Annotated in this window: 23 protein-coding genes and 1 tRNA gene; 14 read left to right on the top strand and 10 right to left on the bottom strand. The window is 40.9% G+C overall.

The features are described from left to right. Positions 1-4: 4 nt before the first annotated feature. From DRZ93_RS07315 to DRZ93_RS07300, 4 genes are all read left to right on the top strand, one after another. Positions 5-1,519: a VWA domain-containing protein gene (locus tag DRZ93_RS07315; RefSeq protein WP_113746226.1), complete on the top strand. Its 1,515-nt coding sequence runs from the start codon at positions 5-7 to the stop codon at positions 1,517-1,519. Between the two features lie 2 nt (positions 1,520-1,521). Next, positions 1,522-3,039 (top strand): SrfA family protein, encoded by a 1,518-nt coding sequence (locus tag DRZ93_RS07310; RefSeq protein ID WP_113746225.1) that lies wholly within the window; start codon positions 1,522-1,524, stop codon positions 3,037-3,039. 10 nt (positions 3,040-3,049) lie between these two features. Continuing rightward, entirely contained in the window at positions 3,050-3,529 is a 480-nt protein-coding gene (locus tag DRZ93_RS07305) for a hypothetical protein (RefSeq protein WP_113746224.1), read from the top strand. A gap of 102 nt (positions 3,530-3,631) precedes the next feature. Then, positions 3,632-4,345 carry a hypothetical protein gene (locus tag DRZ93_RS07300; protein ID WP_113746223.1) on the top strand — a complete coding sequence of 238 codons (714 nt, stop codon included), beginning with the start codon at positions 3,632-3,634 and terminating at the stop codon, positions 4,343-4,345. Between the two features lie 63 nt (positions 4,346-4,408). Here DRZ93_RS07300 and DRZ93_RS07295 read toward each other — a convergent pair whose 3' ends face one another. The 6 genes from DRZ93_RS07295 to pta form a co-directional block, all read right to left on the bottom strand. Further along, a complete protein-coding gene (locus DRZ93_RS07295; RefSeq protein WP_281268124.1) occupies positions 4,409-5,491 on the bottom strand; it encodes an IS1634 family transposase in 1,083 nt (360 codons plus the stop codon). A 462-nt stretch (positions 5,492-5,953) separates the two neighbouring features. Next, positions 5,954-6,808, bottom strand: coding sequence for an ExeA family protein (locus tag DRZ93_RS07290; RefSeq protein ID WP_113742925.1), 855 nt, complete (start codon positions 6,806-6,808; stop codon positions 5,954-5,956). A gap of 2 nt (positions 6,809-6,810) precedes the next feature. Further along, positions 6,811-8,364, bottom strand: a complete 1,554-nt coding sequence (locus DRZ93_RS07285; RefSeq protein WP_113745562.1) for a DDE-type integrase/transposase/recombinase — start codon at positions 8,362-8,364, stop codon at positions 6,811-6,813. Between the two features lie 27 nt (positions 8,365-8,391). Next, complete coding sequence (locus DRZ93_RS07280) at positions 8,392-9,186, bottom strand: hypothetical protein (RefSeq protein WP_113742927.1); 795 nt, start codon at positions 9,184-9,186, stop codon at positions 8,392-8,394. 280 nt (positions 9,187-9,466) lie between these two features. Continuing rightward, a complete protein-coding gene (locus DRZ93_RS07275) occupies positions 9,467-10,105 on the bottom strand; it encodes a hypothetical protein (RefSeq protein ID WP_113746221.1) in 639 nt (212 codons plus the stop codon). Between the two features lie 309 nt (positions 10,106-10,414). Next, complete coding sequence (gene pta / locus DRZ93_RS07270; protein WP_113746220.1) at positions 10,415-12,397, bottom strand: phosphate acetyltransferase; 1,983 nt, start codon at positions 12,395-12,397, stop codon at positions 10,415-10,417. Positions 12,398-12,855: 458 nt separating this feature from the next. Here pta and DRZ93_RS07265 point away from each other — a divergent pair, with 458 nt between their 5' ends. The 6 genes from DRZ93_RS07265 to DRZ93_RS07240 all read left to right on the top strand — a co-directional run bounded on the left by DRZ93_RS07265 (position 12,856) and on the right by DRZ93_RS07240 (position 19,067). Then, entirely contained in the window at positions 12,856-13,314 is a 459-nt protein-coding gene (locus DRZ93_RS07265) for a DUF412 family protein (RefSeq protein WP_113746219.1), read from the top strand. 60 nt (positions 13,315-13,374) lie between these two features. Further along, positions 13,375-14,469: a peptide chain release factor 1 gene (gene prfA, locus DRZ93_RS07260; RefSeq protein WP_113746218.1), complete on the top strand. Its 1,095-nt coding sequence runs from the start codon at positions 13,375-13,377 to the stop codon at positions 14,467-14,469. Continuing rightward, complete coding sequence (gene prmC / locus DRZ93_RS07255; RefSeq protein WP_113746217.1) at positions 14,469-15,302, top strand: peptide chain release factor N(5)-glutamine methyltransferase; 834 nt, start codon at positions 14,469-14,471, stop codon at positions 15,300-15,302. Before prfA ends, prmC begins: the two co-directional genes overlap by 1 nt. A gap of 4 nt (positions 15,303-15,306) precedes the next feature. After that, positions 15,307-16,155 (top strand): 3-deoxy-8-phosphooctulonate synthase, encoded by an 849-nt coding sequence (gene kdsA / locus DRZ93_RS07250; protein WP_113746216.1) that lies wholly within the window; start codon positions 15,307-15,309, stop codon positions 16,153-16,155. Between the two features lie 213 nt (positions 16,156-16,368). Beyond that, positions 16,369-16,617, top strand: coding sequence for a hypothetical protein (locus tag DRZ93_RS07245; protein WP_113744156.1), 249 nt, complete (start codon positions 16,369-16,371; stop codon positions 16,615-16,617). A 53-nt stretch (positions 16,618-16,670) separates the two neighbouring features. Further along, a complete protein-coding gene (locus DRZ93_RS07240; RefSeq protein ID WP_113746215.1) occupies positions 16,671-19,067 on the top strand; it encodes a phosphoethanolamine transferase in 2,397 nt (798 codons plus the stop codon). Between the two features lie 71 nt (positions 19,068-19,138). Here the strand turns inward: DRZ93_RS07240 and DRZ93_RS07235 are convergent, their stop codons facing one another. Beyond that, positions 19,139-19,465, bottom strand: a complete 327-nt coding sequence (locus DRZ93_RS07235) for a branched-chain amino acid transporter permease (protein WP_113744160.1) — start codon at positions 19,463-19,465, stop codon at positions 19,139-19,141. Continuing rightward, complete coding sequence (locus tag DRZ93_RS07230) at positions 19,466-20,149, bottom strand: AzlC family ABC transporter permease (protein WP_113746214.1); 684 nt, start codon at positions 20,147-20,149, stop codon at positions 19,466-19,468. A 238-nt stretch (positions 20,150-20,387) separates the two neighbouring features. On the opposite strand from DRZ93_RS07230, the gene DRZ93_RS07225 reads away from it, so the two are divergent. From DRZ93_RS07225 to nrdD, 3 genes are all read left to right on the top strand, one after another. Beyond that, a tRNA-Ser gene (locus DRZ93_RS07225) sits at positions 20,388-20,478 on the top strand. Between the two features lie 221 nt (positions 20,479-20,699). Further along, positions 20,700-21,851 (top strand): tyrosine-type recombinase/integrase, encoded by a 1,152-nt coding sequence (locus DRZ93_RS07220; RefSeq protein WP_113746213.1) that lies wholly within the window; start codon positions 20,700-20,702, stop codon positions 21,849-21,851. A 9-nt stretch (positions 21,852-21,860) separates the two neighbouring features. Then, positions 21,861-22,034 carry an anaerobic ribonucleoside-triphosphate reductase gene (gene nrdD, locus DRZ93_RS07215; RefSeq protein ID WP_113746212.1) on the top strand — a complete coding sequence of 58 codons (174 nt, stop codon included), beginning with the start codon at positions 21,861-21,863 and terminating at the stop codon, positions 22,032-22,034. Between the two features lie 29 nt (positions 22,035-22,063). On the opposite strand, the gene DRZ93_RS07210 is transcribed toward nrdD, so the two are convergent. Beyond that, complete coding sequence (locus tag DRZ93_RS07210; protein ID WP_113744164.1) at positions 22,064-22,297, bottom strand: helix-turn-helix domain-containing protein; 234 nt, start codon at positions 22,295-22,297, stop codon at positions 22,064-22,066. 303 nt (positions 22,298-22,600) lie between these two features. On the opposite strand from DRZ93_RS07210, the gene DRZ93_RS07205 reads away from it, so the two are divergent. Continuing rightward, positions 22,601-22,912: a hypothetical protein gene (locus DRZ93_RS07205; protein WP_113744165.1), complete on the top strand. Its 312-nt coding sequence runs from the start codon at positions 22,601-22,603 to the stop codon at positions 22,910-22,912. Between the two features lie 117 nt (positions 22,913-23,029). Here the strand turns inward: DRZ93_RS07205 and DRZ93_RS07200 are convergent, their stop codons facing one another. After that, positions 23,030-23,218 (bottom strand): hypothetical protein, encoded by a 189-nt coding sequence (locus DRZ93_RS07200; protein WP_113745443.1) that lies wholly within the window; start codon positions 23,216-23,218, stop codon positions 23,030-23,032. Positions 23,219-23,420 lie beyond the last annotated feature (202 nt).

Raw genomic sequence — 23,420 nt, 5'->3', positions numbered from 1 at the left:
ACTCATGATTAGAATAGACAGAGTTTTAAAAGACAGTTTATCAGACAGAGCATTAGCCTTAATTCCCCATCTTGAAGCTATAGGCAGCAGTTTAGGGCTTGCCTTAGGGCAGAGCTTTGCCTCACTTTTTGCAACAGCAAAGGAGGATGGTGAGTATATAAACTTTTTTGCAAAAAGCTCTGGCAATATAAGCTATACAGACTATGAGGAGCTTAAGAATACCAACAGCTCTCTTTTTGAACTATTAGAGCAAAAGTGCAGCGGTATTAAAGATTATCTGCACTCAGCCTTGTGCACTGATCCACTGCTTAATGAGCATAAAGAGAATATTATCTATTTTCTTGACAATATACCAAAGCTTGCGCTTATTGAAGGGCAGCAGGTTCTTATTGTCATAGCACAGAGCAAAGAGCAGGCTGCAGCAATAGGGGCCGCACCAGCAGCCTCTGCTGTTGCAGGAGGGGCTGCGGCTGCCACCTCCCATACTCTGTGTTATATTCTGACAGCTCTTTTTGCTCTGCTCTTGTTTCTTGGTGTTTTGTGGTGGCTGTTTTTAAGACCATGGCCGCTTAGTGGAGATTGCGCCAGTTTCTTTGCCGATCTGCCGCCAAAGCTTGATTATATTTCTGAACATGAGCAGCAGAAATTAGATGAGCTTAATGCCAGACTTTTAGATGCTGATACCAAGAGTTCTCAAAAGGATGATGAGATAGCTCGTTTAAATGAGGAGCTTTTAAAGAAAGAGCAGGAGGCTAAAAATAATCAGGAGGACAGATTAAAGCACGATGAGATGCTAAAGAGCAAGGATGAGCAGATACAAAAGCTCAAAGATGATATTAAAAAGCTTGAATCTCAGACTAAGGCCCAAAAGGTCAAGGTCACAGATCCTGCCATGGCCTCAAAGCCTAAATGCTCCGATCTTAAAAAGAGCAATAAATATCCGCGTCTTGTCATAGCCTTTGATGGCAGCGAGTCCATGCTCTCCAATGATATTGATTATACAACGGCTCATAATAGAATAAATTTAGCCAAAAAGGCTGTATCTGATATGGTGCCTCTTATTGATAAAAGAGTAAGTATTGGTCTTGTGGAGATTAATGGCTGTCCTCTTGCCAAAAATCATGGATTTTTTGCCTCAGATGCAAGATCTGCTCTTATCTCAAAGGTCAGGGCCATAAGTCCGTACAGCTATGATGGAAAAACTCCGCTGTCATCTGGAATTTTGAATATTGCCAACAGTGTTGATGGTGTAGAGAGTGATGATGTGGGCATTTTAATCTCAGATGGTGAGGATACGTGCTTTGGTGCTGAGGTGTGCTCGCTTGCAGCCTCAATACACAAGGCCAAGCCGCGCCTTAAGATCCATGTGCTAAGCATTGCCCAGGATATATCCAATGTCAAATGTGTAGCTGACATTACAGGCGGTAAGATACTAGAGCCGCAGAGTGTCAGTGATTTTACTCAACAGTTAAACAATCTGTCATCTGAATTGAATCAGGGACGTATCTGCAAGGACTGATTATGCTGCATGCTTTATTAAATTCAGGCAAGATTACCCAATATAAATATATTGCCCAGGATGGTTTTGCCATCTATGAAAAGGCCAAAAGTTTCAGAGATGCTTTGATTAAAGCTCCTGAGGTAGGTCCTGCCTATGTCAAATATCTTGCTGTACCAAGTTATGATCCACTTGATGGGCATATTGACTGGTTTACCCCAAATGAAAGCCGCTCTTCTGATGGTGAGTATCAGATTGTAAAGTGGTCGGCTGCCTCTGATGATGAAAAGAGGGCTGCCTATGCCAAGCTAAAACAGCTTGAGGATGTGCTCAAGGTCTATGGCAGACGTCTTATAAGCCGTGGAGCTAGCGGTGATATGCTGGTGCTGGCGCACTTTTTAACAGGCAATCAGAAGGGCAATATACTGCCTGCCATTCATTTTCCAAATCAGGACTGCGTCTTTATTGTAGACGGCGAGCCTGTCATTACCTTCTGGGGCTTTATTGAAAATGATGCAAGTATAGATATAAGTCCTTTGTCGCGTCTGTCTATGCCGCAAGGCAGGGTTCAGGCTACAATAGCTTCGGCATCTGCATCGGCTGCAGCTGGTGCACCAAATGATAATAGCAATGAAAAAAGAGGGCATAGCTGTGCACTTTTTCCACATTGGAAATGCCTGCTTTTAGGCCTGCTGTTATTATTGCTGCTGCCGCTTTTATTATGGCTTTTATCAAAGCTCTTTAATTTTAATCTGCCGTTTTTTAATCCTGCACTGCCAGATCTGCCATCAATAAGTGCACCTGATATTAGTAAAACACCTGTGAATACAGAGGCTGCTGCTGATAAGACAGTACATACTGCTGATGCTGTTGATGTAACAGCACCATCAGTGCCTGTAACTTCAGCTCCTCAGGCCAATTTAGATGCACTTGATGCACCTGTTGCTAATATTCCTGATCTAAAAGAGCCTGCTGTGCAAAATCCTTTAGATGCGCTTACAGGTACACAGGCAGAGACAGATTCAGGTGACAATTCCACAGAGTCTGATGCTCCTGTAGATAGTGCAGATGAGAGCAAGAGCCCTGAGAGTCAGGATAATGCGCCTGCTGCTGATAATAATGCAGTATCGGACAAGGGCAGTGTTGGCAATGTCAATCCTTTTGCTGATGGGGCTTTGAGTATTGATCCTGCTGCTGTACAAAAGGGCGATCTGTCATCGCTCAACGGTCACTGGCAGACAAAGTCCGGTCTTATGGATACAAATTCAGGCAAGCCTTTGAATTTAAGCTATGATCATAAGGATAATGTAGGTCAGCTTACCATTACCCGTCAGGATGGAGTCAAATGCACTGTAGGATCAAAGGCCTCAAATGATAATGGCGCTGTGTCTATAACTCCAGATGGTGCTGCTGTGTGCAAGGATAATGTCACCTATCAGATGCCAGATATTAAATGCTCTCAGCAAAGTGATGGCAGTACCAGATGTTTTGGTCAGTATGACAATCAGAGCGCATTTCCAATAAGAATATTTAAAAACTAGAGGAAAAAATATGAAAAAAACAATAACAATAATAGCAGCCCTTACTCTTTGTGGTTGCAGTATGACAGCACAGGAGTGCGATCCTTCAGTTGATAACGGCTATTTTGGCAAGATTGGCTGTACCTTCTCAGGCGCCTACTCAGACAGAGTTGAGCAAAAGGAGATAGAAAATGAAAGGCTTAGAAAGGAAAATACCACTTTAGCATTGCTAGCTGAGCAGATTGAGGATCAAAACCGTCTTTTGTATGGCACTATAAATGACAGAGCTGCATCTTTAGATGCCATTGTTGGTACCTTAGATAAGCTTGAGGCTGAACTTAAAGCTAAAAATAAACTTACAGCAGAGGCTAAAGCCCAGCTTGAGAGTACTAAAAAGACAGTTGGTAATATGCAAAAGAACAATGGACAGATGCTTATAGCCAAAAGAGAGGCAGAGCTTAAAGAGCTTGAGGAGCAAAAGGCTAAGCTTACCGATCTGCTCCTGTTATAAAAGGCGTATGGTGCTCACGTGCCTTTAAAAGCAGTGTTAATAGCACCTTGAGTACACATTTAATGTTTTGATAGATTACTATTAAAGTAAAAGGGAGAAGATATGGCATCACTTGGTAGAACAGTTGCATATATGCTGCTTCCTGTGTTTTTAACCACAGGATGTTTAAGTAACTCAGATGAAAAAGGTGAGGTTGATCCTCGACTTGAGAAAAGCTCATTTACAACAAATTCCTATTTTACATCATGTCTTTTAGGTGGCACTCTCGGTGCTTTTATAGGTTTTACAGCATCTAATGACAGGGCAGCAGGTGCTCTTATAGGTGCAGCAAGCGGCTGCGCTGTAGGTATGGGCTCTAATCTGATTTTTGACAGTATACGTAAAGATTACAAGAGCAAGGAAGATCAGTTAAATGCAACACAAAAGAAGCTGCAGGCTGAAAATGACAAGCTCACCAATATTGTAAATCTGGCCAAAGATATTCAAAAGCAGCAACGTGAGGAGCTGTCTAAAATAGATAAGGCAGAGATGGACAGCATCAACAGACAAAAAGAGGTTAAAAAGCTCATAGCAGATGCTGATGCCAATATTGACAGTCTGCGTAAAAATCTTGAGGCTTCACAGCAGATTGAAACAGACTATATACAGGTAAGAGAAAAAATTGTAGGTAAGGACAATCTGACAGATGCTGAAAAGGAGGCACTTGCCAATCTTGACAAGAGTATTGCCAAGACAAGAGAGCAAAATGCCATGCTCAAATCACAGATTGAGTCAATGGTAGCTCAGCGCAACAGTATGCACAATGATCTAACCTAGATCCCGTAATTTAATATAGGGTATCACTTAAAGTAGTGTCAAGCCAAAAACTGAGGGTCGGCACTACCCCTTCTTTATATCTAAGAAACTTATAGGGATGTTAAGAGTCTCTACTAGCTCTTTCTGTTGCTTTGAAAGGGAGCTTGTTAGAACCCAGCTTTCCCCATATTTTCTACAGGTAATGTCAGATAACCGAGCAATAGCACTATCTAAACCAATACGAGAGATCTTTAGATAAGGTCTTAGCTTGTTATCAAGCATGCGTCGAATAATAAGCGCAATGAAGGCTATAAACAACTTGCCGTATATGCTTTCTTGACTCTTAACCTCGAGTCTTTCATAGAGAATATCGTTCTTGAAGACACTGAAAGCTTTCTCAACGCAATCTTTAGCTCTATAGATATCAAGCACCTCTTGTGGCGATAAATCATTGCGTGTACAGAACAAAGCAAAACATCCACAAAGTTCCAGGATCTCAGAGTAGTGCTTTTCCTTGATCTCAAAACTTAAAATCTCGTTCTTTTCATTTACATTAATATGAAAGAGCTGAGAGTATTGCTTGTACCTATTTGGACCAAGGCGAGTTGCAGATCTTAACTCTTCACTAATTTTAGATACATACGAGCTCAAAGATGCTTCATCTCTTGAGGTTGAAAGTGGAGACTTATACATCATAAGTCTTGTATTTATGCGGCCAATATTGTAGTCCTTAACAGAGCAGCGTATAGTCTCATCACTGCGCTGAATAAGGATTGTATTTTCTGATAATGGATTTCGTCTCCAGTTCAAAACCTGTTCTCTAATGTCCTTGCAGAAGTCAAGAGGAGCACCAACAATAAAGTCACAGCCATGAGCTCTTGCATTATCAAGAGCGTCCCCAACAGCAAAACCTCCATCAATTACCAATGTTATAGGTACATCTAACTTAAGACCATTAGCTTTGGCCTGCTCTAAAACATATGGCAGATTTGTAAAATCATTAATTGAGCCATTGTAACAACTGAAATAAACAGGCAACTTGCGTTGAATGGTGCAAAACATACCTACATTTACTTGAGGAAGTCTTTCTTTATCGCGATTATATCCCCATGCAACCATAGGTAATGAAGTGGAGTAGTTTGATATCGATGTGACGTCATAGCAAATGCAGTTGTCAATGCTCTGCTAGTTTGTCATTAAAATTGCTCATAATTATGTCCTTATTTAATGGCTTTTCTGCTATTTTATTGTTGACACTAACTGCTTTATTTCTGTCGCCTTTTTGACCTCAAATTGTTGTCTCCATTTGCTCGAGTTTGTCGGCAATATCTGTTTAAAGTATGTTGCCACTAATTGCTTACAATTATGTCGTAATCTTGTCTTGTTTGTGCCTACAATAATAGTGTCACCACCTGCTCAAATATGTTGTCTATAACTGCTCTTTTTTGTCATAACCATATGATTGCAATAATGTTTTTACCACCTGCCAATTAGTCTGACGTAATACTATAAAAATTTTCTTAATATTCATTAAAATGATGACAATTGGCTTGTATTATTGGGAGAGGTGGCTTATGATTGTAGGCACAGCTTATCCTGGAAGCTTCACAGGATAAGCTCAATTTAACACTAGTTTAAATTCTTTAAAATTAGGTCAATAACCTCGTTATTGGCAACCTCAGTTACGGTAGCTTCGGTTACCTTCTCTTCACGCTTTAAGCATGTATAGCTTAAAGCGTGCATACAGATCTTATTAATAAGTCGTGGATTTCCTCCTGAGAGATCGCCTATCTTTTCCACGGCCCTATATTCAAACGGATTATCTTGACATCTTGACCACTTTAAATGAGATCCTATATAACTGCCAACCTGCTCATTTGTCAGATTCTGCGTAGAACTAAAATACATAATCCTTTGAGTTATAGCCTTGCACTTATCTGTCTTGAGCACAGACAGAATTTCTTTTTGGCCTGAGAGTATCAGTGTAAGCGGTGATCCGCTGTCATAGCTGTTACCGTTGAGTAAAAATCTAATCTCCTCAAGCAGGCTGAATTTACTGTACTTATTAGCCAGCAGGTGGGCCTCATCAAATATCAGAATTACCTTTTTACCGTGGGTCTTTCTTAATGTCTCAATCTCTCTGTGCAGCTGCAGACGCGCATCATTGACATAATACTTTGACTTTACACCCATCTGATTTAATGGAGCAATATACATCCACCTGGGTGTGGCATTAGACAGTGATACATACATCACTGTATGTTTTTCTTCATTAAGCTGAGATGTAAAGTAGCGCAGCAGTGTGCTTTTACCTGTACCAGGGACTCCGGTCAGCAATGCAAATGAGTTGTTCTCAATGGCCATTTTTAACTTCAGGCATGCTCCTCTAAAAATGTCTGTCTGATAGAGAAAGCCAGTGTCAATATTATTTGTAAAAGGGGTATATTCCATCTTAAAGTAGTCTAGCAAATCAGTGCTTATCATAATTATTTATCCTCATCTGTCTTGATTGAGCTTTTGTTGTATAAAGAGCTATTTCCTGGCTCTGTGCTATAGGAGGCCGAGCCTTGGTGGAATAGCTCTTTCCTTAGTTGCTCTTCAAAATCCTTCTCTGTGGTATAAAGATCTCTATCCTTATACAACCTGCGGGCGAGCCTTTGTATAGTTGGCTTTATTTCATCAGGCAAAGACTGAGGCATGTCTTCTGATCTATCAGATGCACGTTCGGTAAAGTCAATATTCTCTTTGATTTCACGCTCATACAGCGGTATAAATTTATACATGCTCTGTGAGAGGCTTTCTTTTTTTTCTTCCTCAGTAAGCTCCTGTACAAGCTCCACTGAATTGCCCACTAAAGAGCAGTGCACGACCACATACTCTCCACTTTTGGCGCTATTTGCAGGCAACTTGTAATAACGGCCTTTTATGTGTATGACGCCATCCTTGAGGACCTTACGAGAGTACTCCATAGTAAAGGCCAGATTCACAATATCATCTACAGGTCTTGCTACAGGCTCTATATATTTGTAAAAATATTCTTTAGGGGATAGTGTTACCTCTGCATCTGTTCCCATATTTTCGGTTAGAGCTGAATGTGGTGTTTCGTTGTACTCTGCAACCCACTGTTTTACAAGTAATTCAACCATACTCAGCTTTACATTATTCATACCTTCAAGCTGCTTTAATACTTTATCTAAAGTACCATTTAAACGTTCAATTGCCCCTTTGCTCTGAGGTTTATATGGTTTTGAGCGCTTATGAGGAACTCCTAAAGTGCTGGTGCAATGCTCCATTGCAGCGCTCTTATATACAGAGCCCTGATCTGTAAGAATGCTCATTGGAATACCATAGCCTGTAACAAGCTCTCTAAAAGATGACAGAACCAGGCTGTTATCCTGGGTGTCAGATATGGTTGCCACGAGGATCATGCGTGAGGCATTGTCCATCCATAGATGGATATATGGGGTTACTGGCATGCCCTGCTCATTAACACAAAATGATTTTCCAGCTATTTTAATATCTGCCTGAACCTGCTCCATAGGGAGCTTTTTACGATAGGCTCCGAAAAATGCTGTTCCTCCTTTTTCACGCTCTCTTAAAAGCTCCCCACGAGAAAAACCTTTCTGCTGTAAATGCCTCTGTAAAGTAGAGCGCTTTATAATGCCCTTTATGTTTTGGTGTTTTTCTTCCAGACATTTAATGATCTCAACTACTGAAATGGTAGGACATTGCCTGCGCAAGACTATTGCTTCATCTAGTAGACTCTCAAAACTGATGAACCTCCTTATATCTGAGCGAAACTTCTTATACTTTGGCTCAAGTCCTTGCAGACCAAATTGTTCATATTGGTCAACCCAGCGCTCAATAGTTCTCACAGATAAGCACTGCTCTGCTGCAACCTGTTTTATCATAGCCACACGCTTCTTCGAATTTTTCCCATTGGCATCTTTCTTAAGTGACACAATGGGCGCAATAACCCTCATTCTGTAACTCTTTGGATCATCATTTAAATCTTTAATTCTTTGTTTAATATTGGTCATTTATAGAATCTCCTATAAAACAAATGACTAAGAGCTGTCATCTGGCTCTTTGATTATCATGTTATTGCAGGAGATCACCCAATTATGTTTTAGGTGTATGGGTGGGTCGTTGACAAACTGCGAGCAACAGTAGACACCAAAAATTCTAAATTTGTTTTTTCCTTGTATATCAAAAGCTTTGCCTCTGGTTTTAACAGGTGCCCTGTTAAAATTTAAACTATAAGTTTCAAAAACATTTTGAGCATGAGATAGCACCGTTTCAACGGGCATTGATAGGTGTTTTCCTAAGGGACCAAGAGCTTTTATGACAAAATATCTAAAATTAACGTACTCTTCTTTGAGCTTGTGTAAAAGCTTACTCTGAGAGATATATAGCTCTATTCTGGGCCATGACAGGTTAGTGTGATTAAACTGTCCCTTTAAATGCTGTATCTCTTTATTGGCCTTGGCAAGATCTTCTGCTGTGTCTGACTGTACTCTTAAACCTGGGCAGGCATAATCAGGCAGCAGAACATGGGTTGCTTTATTGCTGTTACCTTGAGGATCTTTGCCTGATGTTATGTCACGGCATTTTTCTTTATTGGGACAGGTTAGAATCTGCAGGTGAAAGATCTTTGTAGGAGTTCCGTGGCGAATGTCTTCAATATGCTTTTTATAACCGGTTATACCATAACGTATCATAGGCTGACCGCAATACCGGCATTTGACCACAACGCCCGGCTTTAGCGTAAGCACTGGTACTAGCTCACGCTTCCCGGTTTTATTTGATTTTCTGTATACCTCTTTAACAAGAGTATCTTCTTCTGCTACAATTATTGCCATGAAGACGCCTTGTGCGTTTTTGGGCGGGACACTATTTTTAGGGCTCTAATCTAAAGGGTAGTGTCCCGTGGCATTTCTAAAACTGTCTTTTCCTAAATCATAGCAAAGCATCTGTACCTTTTTCTGCATTTTTCAACGTAAGGTAACCTCTATTTCCAAATTTTTAACAAAAAATAGGCCCAGACTGGGTTTTGACAAAAAGTGAGCAGAATGTGGTGACTTTAAAGAAGAGCAAGAGGAATCAATAAAAGATAGGCAGAAAACTCGACAAAGATATGAGCTAAATTAATGACAGATTAATAGAGCACTGACAGCAGTCATCGGCACAACAGTACTTGATCCAGTCTTGAAAGAAATCATTGCACTCAACAAGGCTAATACTACGATAAAGCTGACTTAAAGCCTGAGAGGATATCACGCTGTCAGTAAAGCACATGTGTTTATCTGTAAAGTGATCAATGTTTGAAAGCCCACCAGGAGCACCAGCTGCAAAGAAGGATGCTACAGCAAGGATCTTGTTAGCCATGGACTCTCCAAATGCGTTCCTAAGCATCACATCAAGAGAATACTCTTTTGCAATAGAATGGCAGGCCAAGGTATATCCAAAAGACGTAATGTTTGCTTTACGTGCCGGCGCTGTAGATATATCTTTACAAGGCCGTCCAGGACCTTTTACAGTTGAGATTTTAGGAAGTGGGATTTTAAAAAAAGAGTAGTAGTTCTCATTTGGATGAAAAGTTTTAATTCCCTCAATATCTTCATTGCTTATCTTGCCAATTAAAAGTCTATCATGCTTAAGCTTACCATCAACGCGATAGCTCTTAATGCGATACTTTACATAGGTCTGGCCTTTTTTTTGCCTATGAAGCTCATATCTAGAGTCATTAGGTAAAGATATAGAAACATCAGTGTACAGCATATATGATACTCCATTAAATATATTTATAGGGTATCATAAAGTGCATAAAAAAACTAGCATATAAGTCTCAAAATCGCTTGTTTATGCTAGTTTTATGGTATTATAACGCTACCCCATTATGTTACCCTATAATTAATTTGGGGATTTAGGATCTAATTGTGGCATCATAGTTAATCTTAAATAAAAAGATTAAAACTAGGTGCCCTGTTGTTATACAGCAGGGCATTTGTGTACATGCGCACTTTTATCCTGCGCCAAATGAAAAAGCCACATCGCAATGATGTGGCTTTGAGTTGGTAATTCTTTAAATTACTGCTGTGTGGCCTGAATGGCTGTGATGGCAATAGTGTAGATAATATCATCTACTAAAGCACCACGTGAGAGATCATTTACAGGCTTTCTCATACCCTGTAGCATAGGGCCGATAGATACAAGATCAGCAGATCTCTGAACAGCCTTGTATACAACGTTGCCAACCTCTAAAGATGGGAAGATAAAGACAGTTGCTTTACCTGCAACAGTTGATTTTGGAGCCTTCTGAGCTGCTACATCTTCCATAACAGCAGCATCGTACTGCAGAGGACCGTCGATGTTCAGATCAGGTCTCTTCTCCTTGGCAATACGTGTAGCCTCAACTACAGTATCAATATCAGGACCTTTGCCTGAGGTACCGGTTGAGTAGGTTACCATGGCTACGCGTGGGTCAATACCAAAGGTCTTGGCAGTATCTGCAGACTGAATGGCAATCTCGGCAATTTCCTCTGGTTTTGGATTTGGATTGATGGCACAGTCACCAAAGACATAGACCTGCTCTGGCATCAGCATAAAGAATACTGATGATACCAGTGAGGCATTAGGTGCAGTCTTGATAATCTGCAGTGGTGGACGAATGGTATTGGCAGTAGTGTGTACAGCACCTGACACCAGACCGTCAACCTCATTGCGCTCAAGCAGCATGGTGGCCAGGGCTACATTATCCTGCAGCATCTCTAAAGCCTGCTCTGGTGTCATGCCCTTTGATTTGCGCAGCTCAACAAGACGATCTACATAGTTGGCGCGTACCTCATCAGGATCGATAAACTCAACGCCGTCATCTAAGGTTACGCCCTGTTCTTTGGCTACATTTAAGATAGTTTCCTTCTTGCCAAAGAGTACTGGGGTGGCAATACCCATCTTGGCAACCTTGGAGGCTGCACATACTGTACGTGGCTCATCACCCTCAGGCAGAGCAATTCTCTTGTGGGCGGCACGGGCCAGCTCGGTTAACTTGTAGCGGAAGGCTGCAGGTGACATGAGAGGAATGCGATCAGCATCATCCTTTACAACAGTATCTAAAATCTCATCTGTATAGTACTTGGCACCAAAGGCGGCAGCAAAGTCAATGCGCTCCTTATCATCGGCATTAATCTCAGGGGCAATAGAGCCTAAAGCCTTGACTACCTGCCATAAAGAGGCCTTGGTTGAAATAACAGTCTTGCCCTTATAGGTATTTTGTGTACCTGAGGTCAGTACTACAACACCGGCATTGGTCTCTTCGCATCTGTCGGTTACAAGTACGTGGTGAGCTGCAGCGTCCATGGCATTGAAGACTAATTTGTAGACGCGAACTGAGCCATCACCCTCAAGAGTTGAGCCATCAAGCTGTGCGTTAAGATCGCAGGCGCGCAGACCATAGTTTTCCTTGGTGTATGGAATTGAGCACAGAATGTTCTCAAGTGGGCGGCTATCTGCTAAACATGAGCAGGTCTTGGTAGCTGAACAGGCATTGTCACAGCCGCAGCCTGCTAAGGTTAAAATCTTGGTACCTGAGGCATCCTTTGGAGCATTGTCATTTAATACAACAGTGCCAAGGTGGCGCTTGAGGCCGGCCTGACCGAAGTATTTTAAGGCCATTTTGACATTGTTGGCAGCCTTGCCGCAGGTGCCCATGGTTACAGTAATGATTCTTGCATCAAGAGCATGGCAGATGGCAGCGTTGAGCTCATGCTGGGCAATACCCTCAATCTGAACACCCTCAACCACAACTACACTGGCATCAGTAGCTGCAAGGAGTTTTTTGTAGTTTTCAACAACAAGCTCTAAAAGCTCAGTTTTTAGATTATCTGCAATCATCTTTCTGGCAATACGCTTGCTAAGAGCATAGCCTTTTTCACAAACATTCTTGCAGCTCTCAACTGGACGGAAAAGCTGAGCTTTTAAACCTTTATTCTCTAAAGCTTTGACAAGACCTAAACTTGCAGGGAAGATACCTGTTGAAGCACCAACAGGAACTAGCATTACTGAATTGGCCACAATTAACTCCAATTAATTAATAATTTACACAATGTAAAAAATATACTCCTATCTTATGCAAATGGCTTTAATGTTTATAAAAATAAAGCGATAAATATATAAAAATACCATTAAAAACAATACGTTATACATAAAAGTGCTAGTATTTATTTAAACTTACTTTATTAAGTAAATTTAATAACTAAATATCTGTTAAATAAGAACTTATTTTAAATGTGTGAATAAGGTCATACTATAAAATCAGCTTCATATGACTCTTAGGCCTTTTTTGCTCTTTGCTCACAGTGCGCATCAGTGGCGGCAGGGACATATTAAATGGGAGGCAGGGTATAAAAGGATACAGACTGGTGGCCTGTACTGTCCTTATTTTATTAAATCTTACATTTGTGTGCACATAATTTATAATAACTGTCTTTGCAGTAAAGCTTATATATTTTCTTGTGGTGTATTTAATTTCTATGGCAGGATTTTTTAAAAGAATAGCAAGAGGGCGTGAGTATATGGCCCTCTGGCCTGAGGAGAGGGTGCTTGTAGCCATTTTTCCAGAGCTTAGGGTCAGACGCACCCTGGCTCTTGGGGCCAAACTCTGGCCGCCTTTTATAGTTTTTATCATAGTCTGGACCTTTGTCATGGGCGGAGGACTCAAAGGCGTTGATTTTCTTTTTACGCTCAAGAACAATTATGCCGTGGCTATCTGCTGTGTCCTGTTTATTGCTCTTATACCGCTGCAGGCCTATCTGTGGTATGACAAAAGATCAAATCTTAAATTAAACAGCAGACAAAAGGCTATTATGCACAATATATGCGATCTGACACAAAGACCGTGTCCTGCTGATCCTGTTATGTATGATTTTGTGCTGGCTTTGAATGCGGCACTGCGCACACAACCTAATAAAGATTTTCTAAATATGCTCTGATTTGTTACAATATGGCTTTTTAGGTAAGTTAAATTTTAAGTCAAAAAAGTTATAAGAAATATGCAAGACAGTATTCTTCGTAAGCTCGATGCTCTTGTCGAGCGTCATCAGGAGGTTGAACAGTTAATCAGCCAGCCTGAAATCATAGCCGATCAGGATAAATTTCGTGAGTTAAACAAGGAATATTCACGCCTACAGGTTTTAGTTGACACCTACAGAGATTACAAAAGAGCCTCAGATGACGTAGCCGAGATGCAGATGATGCTAGATGGCGACGATGAGGACATGAAAGAGATGGCCGCAGAAGAGCTTGAGCCTACCAGACAAAGAGAGGCTCAGCTTGAGCAGGAGCTGCAGATTTTACTGCTGCCGCATGATGAAAAAGATGACTGCAACTGCTTTTTGGAAATCAGAGCCGGCACCGGCGGTGACGAGGCTGCTCTGTTTGCAGGCGAACTGTTCAGAGCTTACAGCAAATATGTTGAATCAAAAGGCTGGCAGCTTGAAATTGTATCTAAAAGCGAGGGTGAAGTCGGCGGCGTCAAGGAAATTATTGCCAAGATGTCAGGCGATGGTGCCTATGGCTTTATGAAATTTGAATCAGGCGGTCACCGTGTACAGCGTGTACCAGAGACTGAAGCTCAGGGTCGTGTCCACACCTCAGCCTGTACTGTAATGGTTCTGCCTGAGATTCCACCTTCAAAGGCCCCTGAAATCAATCCGGCCGATCTGCGTATTGATACTTTCAGAGCCTCAGGTGCCGGTGGTCAGCATATTAATAAAACCGATTCTGCCATCCGTATTACCCACAATCCTACAGGTATTGTAGTTGAGTGTCAGGATGAAAGATCACAGCATCGCAACCGAGAAAAGGCCATGGCTGTTTTAGTCTCACGTCTTGCCAAGCTTGAAGAGGACAAACGCCGCGCCGAGCAGGATGAGGTCCGTAACAGCATTTTAAGTTCAGGTGACAGATCAGATAGAATCAGAACCTACAACTTTCCGCAGTCACGTGTTACCGATCATCGCATCAATCTGACTTTATACCGCCTCTCAGAGGTTATGGAAGGCAATCTTGATCTTCTGTTAAAACCTGTAATTGAAGAGTATCAGGCCGAGCAGCTGGCAGAAATGGCTCGTCAGGGCGGACTTTAATGCGCTTTGATGCACTGCGTGCATGGGGGCGTGAGTATTTAAAGGAAAGTAAGCTACCCTCATTTAAATTAGATGCCGATCTCCTCTTGCTGCATGTAACAGGCAAAAAGGAGGTGGCATTGTTTCTAGATGGGCACGAGGAAGTAGACGATACTTTGTGCTCACACTATAAAGATCTCATCAAAAAAAGAGCTGCAGGCTATCCTTATGCCTATATAACAGGTTATAAGGATTTCTGGACCTTGACACTAAAGGTAGACAGCTCAACTTTAATCCCGCGTCCTGATACAGAAACTCTGATTGAGGCTGCCCTTGAACTTGATATTCACGGCAGGGTTTTAGATCTTGGCTGCGGCAGTGGCGCTATTATTCTTGCTTTAAAAAAAGAACGACCAGCTATTGAAGCTACAGGCTGTGATCGCATTAAAAAGGCCATTGAGCTGTCAAAGAGAAATGCTCTGCTCAACCATCTTGATGTGACATTTACTCAAAGCTCATGGTTTGATGCCTTTGACAATGAGCGCTTTGATTTTATAGTCTCCAATCCTCCATATATAAAAGAAGGAGATGAGAATTTAGATGGAGACGGTGTGCGCTTTGAGCCGCGCAGCGCCTTAACCTCAGGCTCTGACGGGCTTGATGATATAAGAGAAATTATTCACAAAGCACCTTTGCATTTAAACAATGGCGGCTATCTCATGCTTGAGCATGGCTATGATCAGGCCGAGTCCATAAAGGAGCTTTTTTTAGAACATGGCTTTGTCAATACCGGATCTAAAAAGGATCTGTCAGGCATTGTCAGAGTAAGTTATGCACAGTATTTTAAGGAGTGATGCTATGGGAAAAACTGTAAAGGTAGGCTCTATTAGTCTGTCCAATCATAATACACTTGCAGTCATTGGTGGACTTAATGTTCTTGAGTCACTAGATATGGCCTGTGAGGTATGTGAAAAGTTTTTAGAGGTTACACAGTCTCTTAATATGCCTTATATCTTCAAGGCCAGTTTTGACAAGGCCAATCGTTCATCACTGCACTCATACCGCGGTGTGGGTCTTGAAAAGGGCATGGAGATTTTTGATCATATTAAAAAGACCTACAATGTGCCTGTAATTACCGATGTGCATGAGCCATATCAGGCTGCCATTGTGGCAGAGCATGTGGATATTCTGCAGCTGCCAGCCTTTTTAGCCCGTCAGACCGATCTGGTCTTTGCCATGGGAGCTACCGGCAAGGTTATCAATGTTAAAAAGCCGCAGTTTATGGCCCCAGCCCAGGTTGCCAATATAGTTGAAAAATTCAAAGAGTCAGGCAATGAGAATGTTCTTTTATGCGAGAGAGGCTCACAGTTTGGCTATGACAACCTTGTAGTTGATATGTTAGGCTTTGGCGTTATGAAAAAGGTTGCAGATGACTGCCCTATAATTTTTGATGTAACCCACTCACTGCAGTGCCGTGATGCCAATGCCAAGGCCTCAGGCGGCAGACGCTCACAGGCTCTTGAGCTGGCCAAGGCCGGTGTGGCTGTATCTATTGCAGGCATTTTCCTTGAGACCCATAAAAATCCTGACAAGGCGCTGTGCGATGGTCCATCAGCTCTGCCTCTTGACTGCCTTGAAGTCTTTTTAACACAGCTAAAGCAGATTGATGATGTGGTTAAGGCTCAAAAGAGCGTACAGATAGATTAATCTTATACAGAGTATGTAACAGGCTTTAAGTATTTGGAGCATCAGTACGCTGAATTTTATACATACTCTTAAAATCACAAATTAAAAGTGCTGCCTTCTTTTTTGATTATATAGTGATTAAAAGAACAGGCAGCATGAGTGGTATATTCAGATTTTTAAAGGAGAGAGCGTTCTTATCCTGGTACTAAAGATATAAAGGACGCCTGGTGCAATATGAATAAAATATGTCTTGTTTTATGTATTAGTGCAGCTTTGTGCGCAGGATGCTCTGCATCAAAGCGCTCAGAGCTTAAAAGTGACTTTTCGCATGCAGCCTCTCAGGCAGGATCTGATGCAAAAAATTTTGGCAAGGGTGTGGTCAGAGGCGCTAAAAATGTCTATTCAGGCTCCAAGGAGGCTGCATCTGATTTTGTAGATGAGCTGGGTGAAATGGGTGATGAGATAAAGGATGATTTTTATTAAAGACTGAATATTTTTTATAAAAATAATAAAATTTTATCCTCTTGGAGTATTGCATGTCTTTTTTTAAAAGCTCTTTATCTACATTACTGATAATTATCAATGCTCTGGCTTTAGGTTATTTTTCTTTAAAGATAACTGGCAGGCATCTGCCTACTGATTTTATAAGACCTTTTATCATAGGCATATTAGGCTGGAGCGCTGTCTATCTGCTCATAAGAGCCAGATGGCATAAAAGCGCTCTTATCTGGACGCTGATACTATCTGTTTTTTCTGTATCAACAGCTGTATCCTATGTCTATTACACCAGCATAGATTCATTTTTTACAGGCGATGACATAGTAGCTATTGCTCAGTCAAATGTTGAGGAGCTTTATGACTTTGCCGAGCATTATCTTATAAATGAAAATACTCTGCTCTATGGAGCATTGAGTCTAGCAGCAACTCTTTTAACACTTGTATTTCTGTATTTTAGAGCTGCGGGCAAAAAGATTGTCTATAAAAATACAGCAGTGTTTTTTGCCTTTATATTTATTATAGCCAGTGTCATTATCACCACACAGCTAAGACCTTTTAAATATTACAGACTAATGGTCTCAGATCTGCAAAGCAAGATTGACACTTTTCATGCTCTGACGCAGAAGCTAGAAAGTGCCTCTGTATCAAATGCCTATAAAAGCAAAAAGGGCGAGCTTTATGTTCTGGTCATTGGCGAGTCACTCTGTCGTGACAATATGGGGCTTTATAACAGATCTATAGATAATACTCCTTTTTTATCAAGGCTTGGCAGTTTAGATAATACAGTGGTATTTAACAATGCCTATTCAAGCTTTGTAAATACAGTGCCATCTATTACAGCCTCATTCTCACAGGGTAATTTTGTAACAGGCCTTATCTTTCCTGAGGGCGAGAATTTAATTTCCATGGCCAAAAAGAGCGGCATGGTGACACACTGGATTTCAAATCAGGTCAAAAACGGCAATGCAGATACACCTGTAGGCGCCATCTCAAGCCTTGCTGACAATTCATTTTTTACCACCAACTATGTCTTTGACGGCTCCTATTCACAAAAGCCTGACAAGGTTTTACTTCCGCAGTTAAAGAAGGTCTTTGACTCACTTGACAGCAGCCAGAACAACTTTGTTATTGTGCATATTATGGGCAATCACTCGCCATACTATAATCGTTTTCCTGAGAACTATCCTGTAATTAAAATCAATGATGCCTCACAGCTTGGCAGTCTGTCTCTTGATGCCAATGTTGTAAACATGGCTTTAGATAAAGCCACAGCCTATGACAATTATGTTACAGCTGTAAAATACAATGATGAGTTTTTAAATGAGCTTTATGATCTTTTTGCCACACGTGAGGATTACAGAGCCTTTATTTACTATTCAGATCATGCCGAGGCCATACATTATGACGCCGTGGGCAAGGCTGTACAGAACAATGCCCATGTAGGACGTCACAATGTGGCTCAGTTTTCCTATGCCATGAGCCGTATTCCTTTTATAGTCAATGTCTCAGATAGTTTTGTAAAGGAATATCCATCAAGCTTTTATGCCATGGAGCGTAATAAGAATAAGATTGTCACCAATGACACTCTTTATGATTTTATGCTCGATCTGATGCAAATTAAAAGCTCTGCTGTAAATTATAAGCTCTCTGCTGCCAATATGTCCTTTGACATGGGCAATGAGCAGGATATAACTATTATCAAGGATACAAAGGTAGCCAACGATCCTGAATATATAGCCAATATTACAGCACTTGATCCTCTTGTAAAAAGAATAGCCATACGCAGTGCCAACTCACTGTTTAAGGCCAACAGTCTTATCTCCAAGGGTTATGAAACATTGCATGTTGATACCATAACCCATGACGGTAAGATCTTTGTAAGAGCACTTAAGGACTATGATGATGACTTCATAGGCGATAAAGAGTATATGCACAAGCTCTATAACAAGGATACCAGGGTTATTTTTGCACTTGATGACAAGGCTGAGATCTCTATGCTTGAGGATCTGTTATCTTACAAGAATGTAGCTCTTATGGCCTCATCTTTAAGTCAGTACGAAAAGCTTAAGGCTGCAGGCTTTGCCAATGTTATATTAAAGCTTGCTGATTATGATGAAAGTGCCATTGAAAAGGCAGATAAGATCTGTATTGATGAGGATGTGTTTAAAAAGCATGAGGCTATCTTTACAGATCTTATAAAACCTGCATCTGCGGTAAATAAGAGTGTAGAGACTGCCACTGATGGCAGTGCTGATGGCAATACTGATAAGGGTGTCAATGAATACAGTGCAGATGATGTCTCATCACGCCTTGTCTATATTATCTTTGATGAGCTTAGTGTGCAGGACAGACAGTCAGTACTACAGATGCACTCTATGTCAGATAAGCTTAATTTTATAGTAAATTATGACAATGCCTTTAGCTCTGATTTTTAAGATATAAGATAAAAGCAAAAACTGTAAAAAAGCCTGTCAGGATTAACAGCTAACAGGCTTTTATATACTCTTTATATAAAGAAATTCTGCACAAGTATCATATAAAAGACAGTGCCTGAGGCAATACTTAGCAGTGTATTTTTCTTCCATTTGTGTATAAGCACAATAAAAATAATGGCAATAAGATCGGGCAGACCATGATGGCTTTTATAAATACTGTCCTTAAGGCAGTAGATGACTAAAAGCGCAATCATGGCAAAGGGCAGTACCTTGCCAAGAAAGCTGATATAGGCAGGTGCTGTTCTTTTTTCACTAAAGAGCATAAAGGGAATAAAGCGGGTGAGCATAGTGCCGGCTATAACTGCAGCTATAGTTATAATCTCCTGCGTTGTTGTCATTTAAAATACCTCCAGTTTTCTTCTTAGCATTGAGAAAATGAGGATAATGCCAAGCATGGCCGGTACGATAAAGTGATCGCTGCCAAAGAGCACAAGACAGATAAAGGTACAGATTAAACCTGTAAGAGCCGGGGTATGATTTTTAACGCTGTCCCACTGATTTAGAAAAATCACCACAAAAAGGGCTGTCATAACAAATTCAATACCTGTGGTATCAAAGCTGACCACGTAGCCAAGTAGAGCTCCTAGTGTAGCGCCTGCCACCCAGTAGATGTGATTTAACAGGGTGACAAAAAACATAAAATAACCTTTGTCCACATCAGCTGGAATCTTTGTGGTGCAGTTGATGGTAAAAGATTCATCACACATGCCAAAGATTAAATAGAATTTTTTTAAACCTGTATTTTTATATTTATCGAGCATGGATATGCCGTAAAAAAGATGACGGGCATTGACCATAAGAGCCATAAGCAGGGCATAGAGCGGATTGAAAGTACCAAGCAGCAGGGCTACAGTGATAAACTCCATGGATCCGGCAAAAATAAGCAGGCTCATGAGCATAGGGTAGATAAAGGAAAAGCCCTCGCTTTTCATAAAAAAGCCATATGACATACCTAAAAACAAAAAGGCTACGCATATGGGCAGAGTATGGGGCAGAGCTGCTTTAAAGGCTTTAAGTTTCACGCCTTACTCCTTAAGAAGCAAAGTTATCTTTTATTTGACATAAGTCTGGCTATTTTACAATGTTTCCTGATGGTGGTGGTGAATAATATAATATTGACTTTTTTGTGTGCATCTTAGGTGCAGTGAGCTTTTAGCCACATAAAACGCAGGAAAATAATGGAAGAATATGGTTTGGCACAGATCCAAAATATGTTTTGGTAGTCAAAAGCATTAAAGTGGTTTACAATTATACACGCAAGGAAGGGTGGCAGAGAGGCTGAATGCACCGCACTCGAAATGCGGCAAACTCTTATCGGGTTTCAAGGGTTCAAATCCCTTCCCTTCCGCCACAAAGCCTTTTTAACCTATATCAAACCCATTCAATCCCACTCAAAACAATAAATAAAAACCTTGTAAAATCAACGTTTTGCCGTTTCAGCCCATTGCAACCTATGTCAATTGACTTTTTTGCTATGCAGGCGTGTGGTAACCTATGATCACCGATTTTTGTAAAAAGTGATCATTTTAACGAGTGATCACGATTTCATGATCACCACAGAGGCGACACACAATGATTACTGCTATTCAAATCAAGAATTTAAAGAGTGGATCACTTGCAGACGGTAAAGGGCTGTATGTGAGGGTCTTAGGGAGTGGAACGAAAAGCTTTATTGTCAGAAAAAAGATAAACAATAAAATTTTCACCAAGACTCTAGGCTCCTATCCTGAAATGTCTATTGCCACTGCAAGACAATTGGCCAAGGAGTACATTGACAGTCTTCAAGGGGTAGAAAGTGGCAGCGTCAAAATATTTAAAGACGTGTATGATGAATGGATTGAGTTTAAGGCAAAGCAGATAAAAGATGTTAAAAACGTTAAGCTGCGTCTAAATGGATTAGTGGCTAAGTTTGGACACCTGCCCTTTCATTCTCTCACTACAGTACAGATAGGCAATGAAATAAAGAAGTACACGGCAAACGGCACGCAGAAACTTGAAAGCGCTAAGCGTTTGGCTATTTGGCTGAAACAGTTAGAAGTGTACGCCGTAAACAGTGGCTATGCAGACAGCTATAAGTTTCAGGGCATTAACAAGATTGTGCCACCACCTAGAGCCAAGCCTATGCCTTCTGTTCACCCTGACAATTTGGCAGAGATCCTACAGAAGTTTAAGCAGGAGCAGATCCACAGCCCTTCAATTTTTGATATCACTCTTACAGGGTTTTACACGCTGCTAAGACCTAATGAGTATATAAGTTTAAAATGGGACTACATTGACCTAGATAACAGAGTCATCACCCTGCCCTCTGCACTCATGAAAATGAAAAGGGAGCATGCCATTCCTGTAAGCGATCAATTATATGCATTGCTTAAAAGACGTAAGGGCATGCAGATAAATGAGTGGCTGTTCCCTTCATCAAAGCCAGGGCAACCACTGACCACAGCCTTAGCTGAAAAATTCTTTAGGACAAGAGGGTTTAAAGACATTCTTGTACCCCATGGCATCAGGTCAATAGGGCGCACTTGGTTTCAAGAGCAGAGATATGATCATGACTTATCTGAGATGTGTCTTGCTCATTTAACAGCATCAAGCACAGAGCTTGCCTATAACCGATCACAGAGATTAGATGAGCGCCGTGAGCTGATGCAGGCATGGTCCGACTTCGTAGAATCTTGTCTCAATGCGGAGCCGATAAAAGGGCAGGGTAAATTTTTTACTTTTTAGGAGGATCTTATGAGTGAATATATATGCAGGCTTAAGGCCGATAAGTCCGGCGTTGTTGGCGCAGGTGTGAGATTTCAACGTATCAGACGCATAACAGGCTATCTTGTAGGAACAACTGACAGATTCAACAATGCCAAAAAGGCAGAGCTTGATGACCGTGTAAAACATATGAGTTTAAGTTAAACAATAAAGGCGCCACCTGGCGCCCTTGTTTATTCTGGCATATCCCTTCTTAAATAATCTCTGATCACCTTAAAACATGGGTCATCTGAGAATAGGGCTTTAAATAGTAAAGTTTTTATTTTTTCTGCCTGTCTGTCCGTCACCGGCCTTAGACCTCTTTCCATTTTGGAGACATACTCAGCTGATATGCCAAGCTGCGCTGCTAACTCCTCAGGTGATAACCCCATAGCCAGACGCAGCCTTTTGTATAATTTGCTATCCATATTTTTATGTCCTATAATTTAGGAGAAAGAAGGGGTTGCCCCCTTCCGTTTTATCTCCTTTGCTTTGACTTTTTGCGTTCTAACTCGTTTTCTTGTTTCTGCACTATTTCAGAAAACTGTCTTTTAGCATTAGTAGAGCAAAGGATCCAAAGAATTTCAAACTTTTCCTTATAGGTTAATTTCATTCTTTGTTCTCCTTAAATTGAACATCCTTTTCAGGGCCCCAGTCTTAACTGACTGTAGTTATATTGTACGATAAATCCGTACATAAAGTCAATGCTTTTTAGCTTACAAGGTCAAAAAATGAACGAAAGATTTGATTACTTCAAGGCTATGATTTTGGCCAAGACGCTGCTTGAGCGTATCCACAATTTCAGGATTAAATTTATATTATTGTGCGCCATATGCTCAGCTGTATGCGCTACACTTGGCTTCTATGCTGTTACAACAGAAGATGATAATTTTATTGGTGCCCTCATTTTTGCGATCTTGGTCAGTGGCATGGCTATCTTTGCCTACCGGGCCCATTGGCTTGATATGCGAGACAAGTATTATGAAATGATCAAAAATGATTATGACTACTACATGACAGAGTATAAAGAGTTTATAAAATAAAAGCCCTCAATGAGAGGGCCTTATCATCAGCAAAAATCTAAACTCTAAAATTACCGATTTTATTTTTAAATGCACATTTCATCACCCCATTATCAGACTAACCCATGAAGGTTTTTATTAATTTTTAGCAAGCAGAATATCCAATACATAACGACTTAAATTCTTGCCACTCTCCTGGGCCAGTCTTTTAATCTCCTGCTCCTCTTCTTTGAGACATGACACCACAATCCTGCCCTCAGCCTTTGGCTTGTTGCTGATAGTGCCCTTTGGACGTCCTGCTCCTTCTCTTGAGCCACCTCTAGCCATAAAAGAACCTCACAACCTGTAAAACAATTGATATCACTTGTAATGCTATTATGATTTTTAAAAGCGTTTCTCTGCTCATTTTGACATCCTTTTGTATCTAATATACAATTTAGGAGCCCTGCCTCCACAGGGCCTAAGGTTATTTTAAATAAAGGTCAAGGATTGATATTAGTATTTGAATAAGTGTAAGTATGAAAATAGC

It is taken from the genome of Anaerobiospirillum thomasii, assembly GCF_900445255.1.
In the GTDB taxonomy this organism is placed as follows: Bacteria; Pseudomonadota; Gammaproteobacteria; order Enterobacterales; family Succinivibrionaceae; genus Anaerobiospirillum_A; species Anaerobiospirillum_A thomasii.
The sequence above is the reverse complement of the archived record's forward strand: the minus strand, read 5'-3'. Positions and strand labels throughout refer to the sequence as shown.

Excerpts from the sequence above, each read along its gene's own strand:
- DRZ93_RS07235 (WP_113744160.1), bottom strand. The coding sequence starts at position 19,465 with ATGACAACAACGCAGGAGATTATAACTATAGCTGCAGTTATAGCCGGC.
- kdsA (WP_113746216.1), top strand. The coding sequence starts at position 15,307 with ATGGGAAAAACTGTAAAGGTAGGCTCTATTAGTCTGTCCAATCATAAT.
- DRZ93_RS07300 (WP_113746223.1), top strand. The coding sequence starts at position 3,632 with ATGGCATCACTTGGTAGAACAGTTGCATATATGCTGCTTCCTGTGTTT.
- DRZ93_RS07310 (WP_113746225.1), top strand. The coding sequence starts at position 1,522 with ATGCTGCATGCTTTATTAAATTCAGGCAAGATTACCCAATATAAATAT.
- DRZ93_RS07240 (WP_113746215.1), top strand. The coding sequence starts at position 16,671 with ATGTCTTTTTTTAAAAGCTCTTTATCTACATTACTGATAATTATCAAT.
- DRZ93_RS07275 (WP_113746221.1), bottom strand. The coding sequence starts at position 10,105 with ATGCTGTACACTGATGTTTCTATATCTTTACCTAATGACTCTAGATAT.
- prfA (WP_113746218.1), top strand. The coding sequence starts at position 13,375 with ATGCAAGACAGTATTCTTCGTAAGCTCGATGCTCTTGTCGAGCGTCAT.
- DRZ93_RS07265 (WP_113746219.1), top strand. The coding sequence starts at position 12,856 with ATGGCAGGATTTTTTAAAAGAATAGCAAGAGGGCGTGAGTATATGGCC.
- DRZ93_RS07315 (WP_113746226.1), top strand. The coding sequence starts at position 5 with ATGATTAGAATAGACAGAGTTTTAAAAGACAGTTTATCAGACAGAGCA.
- DRZ93_RS07245 (WP_113744156.1), top strand. The coding sequence starts at position 16,369 with ATGAATAAAATATGTCTTGTTTTATGTATTAGTGCAGCTTTGTGCGCA.
- DRZ93_RS07200 (WP_113745443.1), bottom strand. The coding sequence starts at position 23,218 with ATGGCTAGAGGTGGCTCAAGAGAAGGAGCAGGACGTCCAAAGGGCACT.
- DRZ93_RS07305 (WP_113746224.1), top strand. The coding sequence starts at position 3,050 with ATGAAAAAAACAATAACAATAATAGCAGCCCTTACTCTTTGTGGTTGC.
- prmC (WP_113746217.1), top strand. The coding sequence starts at position 14,469 with ATGCGCTTTGATGCACTGCGTGCATGGGGGCGTGAGTATTTAAAGGAA.
- nrdD (WP_113746212.1), top strand. The coding sequence starts at position 21,861 with ATGAGTGAATATATATGCAGGCTTAAGGCCGATAAGTCCGGCGTTGTT.
- DRZ93_RS07210 (WP_113744164.1), bottom strand. The coding sequence starts at position 22,297 with ATGGATAGCAAATTATACAAAAGGCTGCGTCTGGCTATGGGGTTATCA.
- DRZ93_RS07280 (WP_113742927.1), bottom strand. The coding sequence starts at position 9,186 with ATGGCAATAATTGTAGCAGAAGAAGATACTCTTGTTAAAGAGGTATAC.
- DRZ93_RS07290 (WP_113742925.1), bottom strand. The coding sequence starts at position 6,808 with ATGATAAGCACTGATTTGCTAGACTACTTTAAGATGGAATATACCCCT.
- DRZ93_RS07205 (WP_113744165.1), top strand. The coding sequence starts at position 22,601 with ATGAACGAAAGATTTGATTACTTCAAGGCTATGATTTTGGCCAAGACG.
- DRZ93_RS07285 (WP_113745562.1), bottom strand. The coding sequence starts at position 8,364 with ATGACCAATATTAAACAAAGAATTAAAGATTTAAATGATGATCCAAAG.
- DRZ93_RS07220 (WP_113746213.1), top strand. The coding sequence starts at position 20,700 with ATGATTACTGCTATTCAAATCAAGAATTTAAAGAGTGGATCACTTGCA.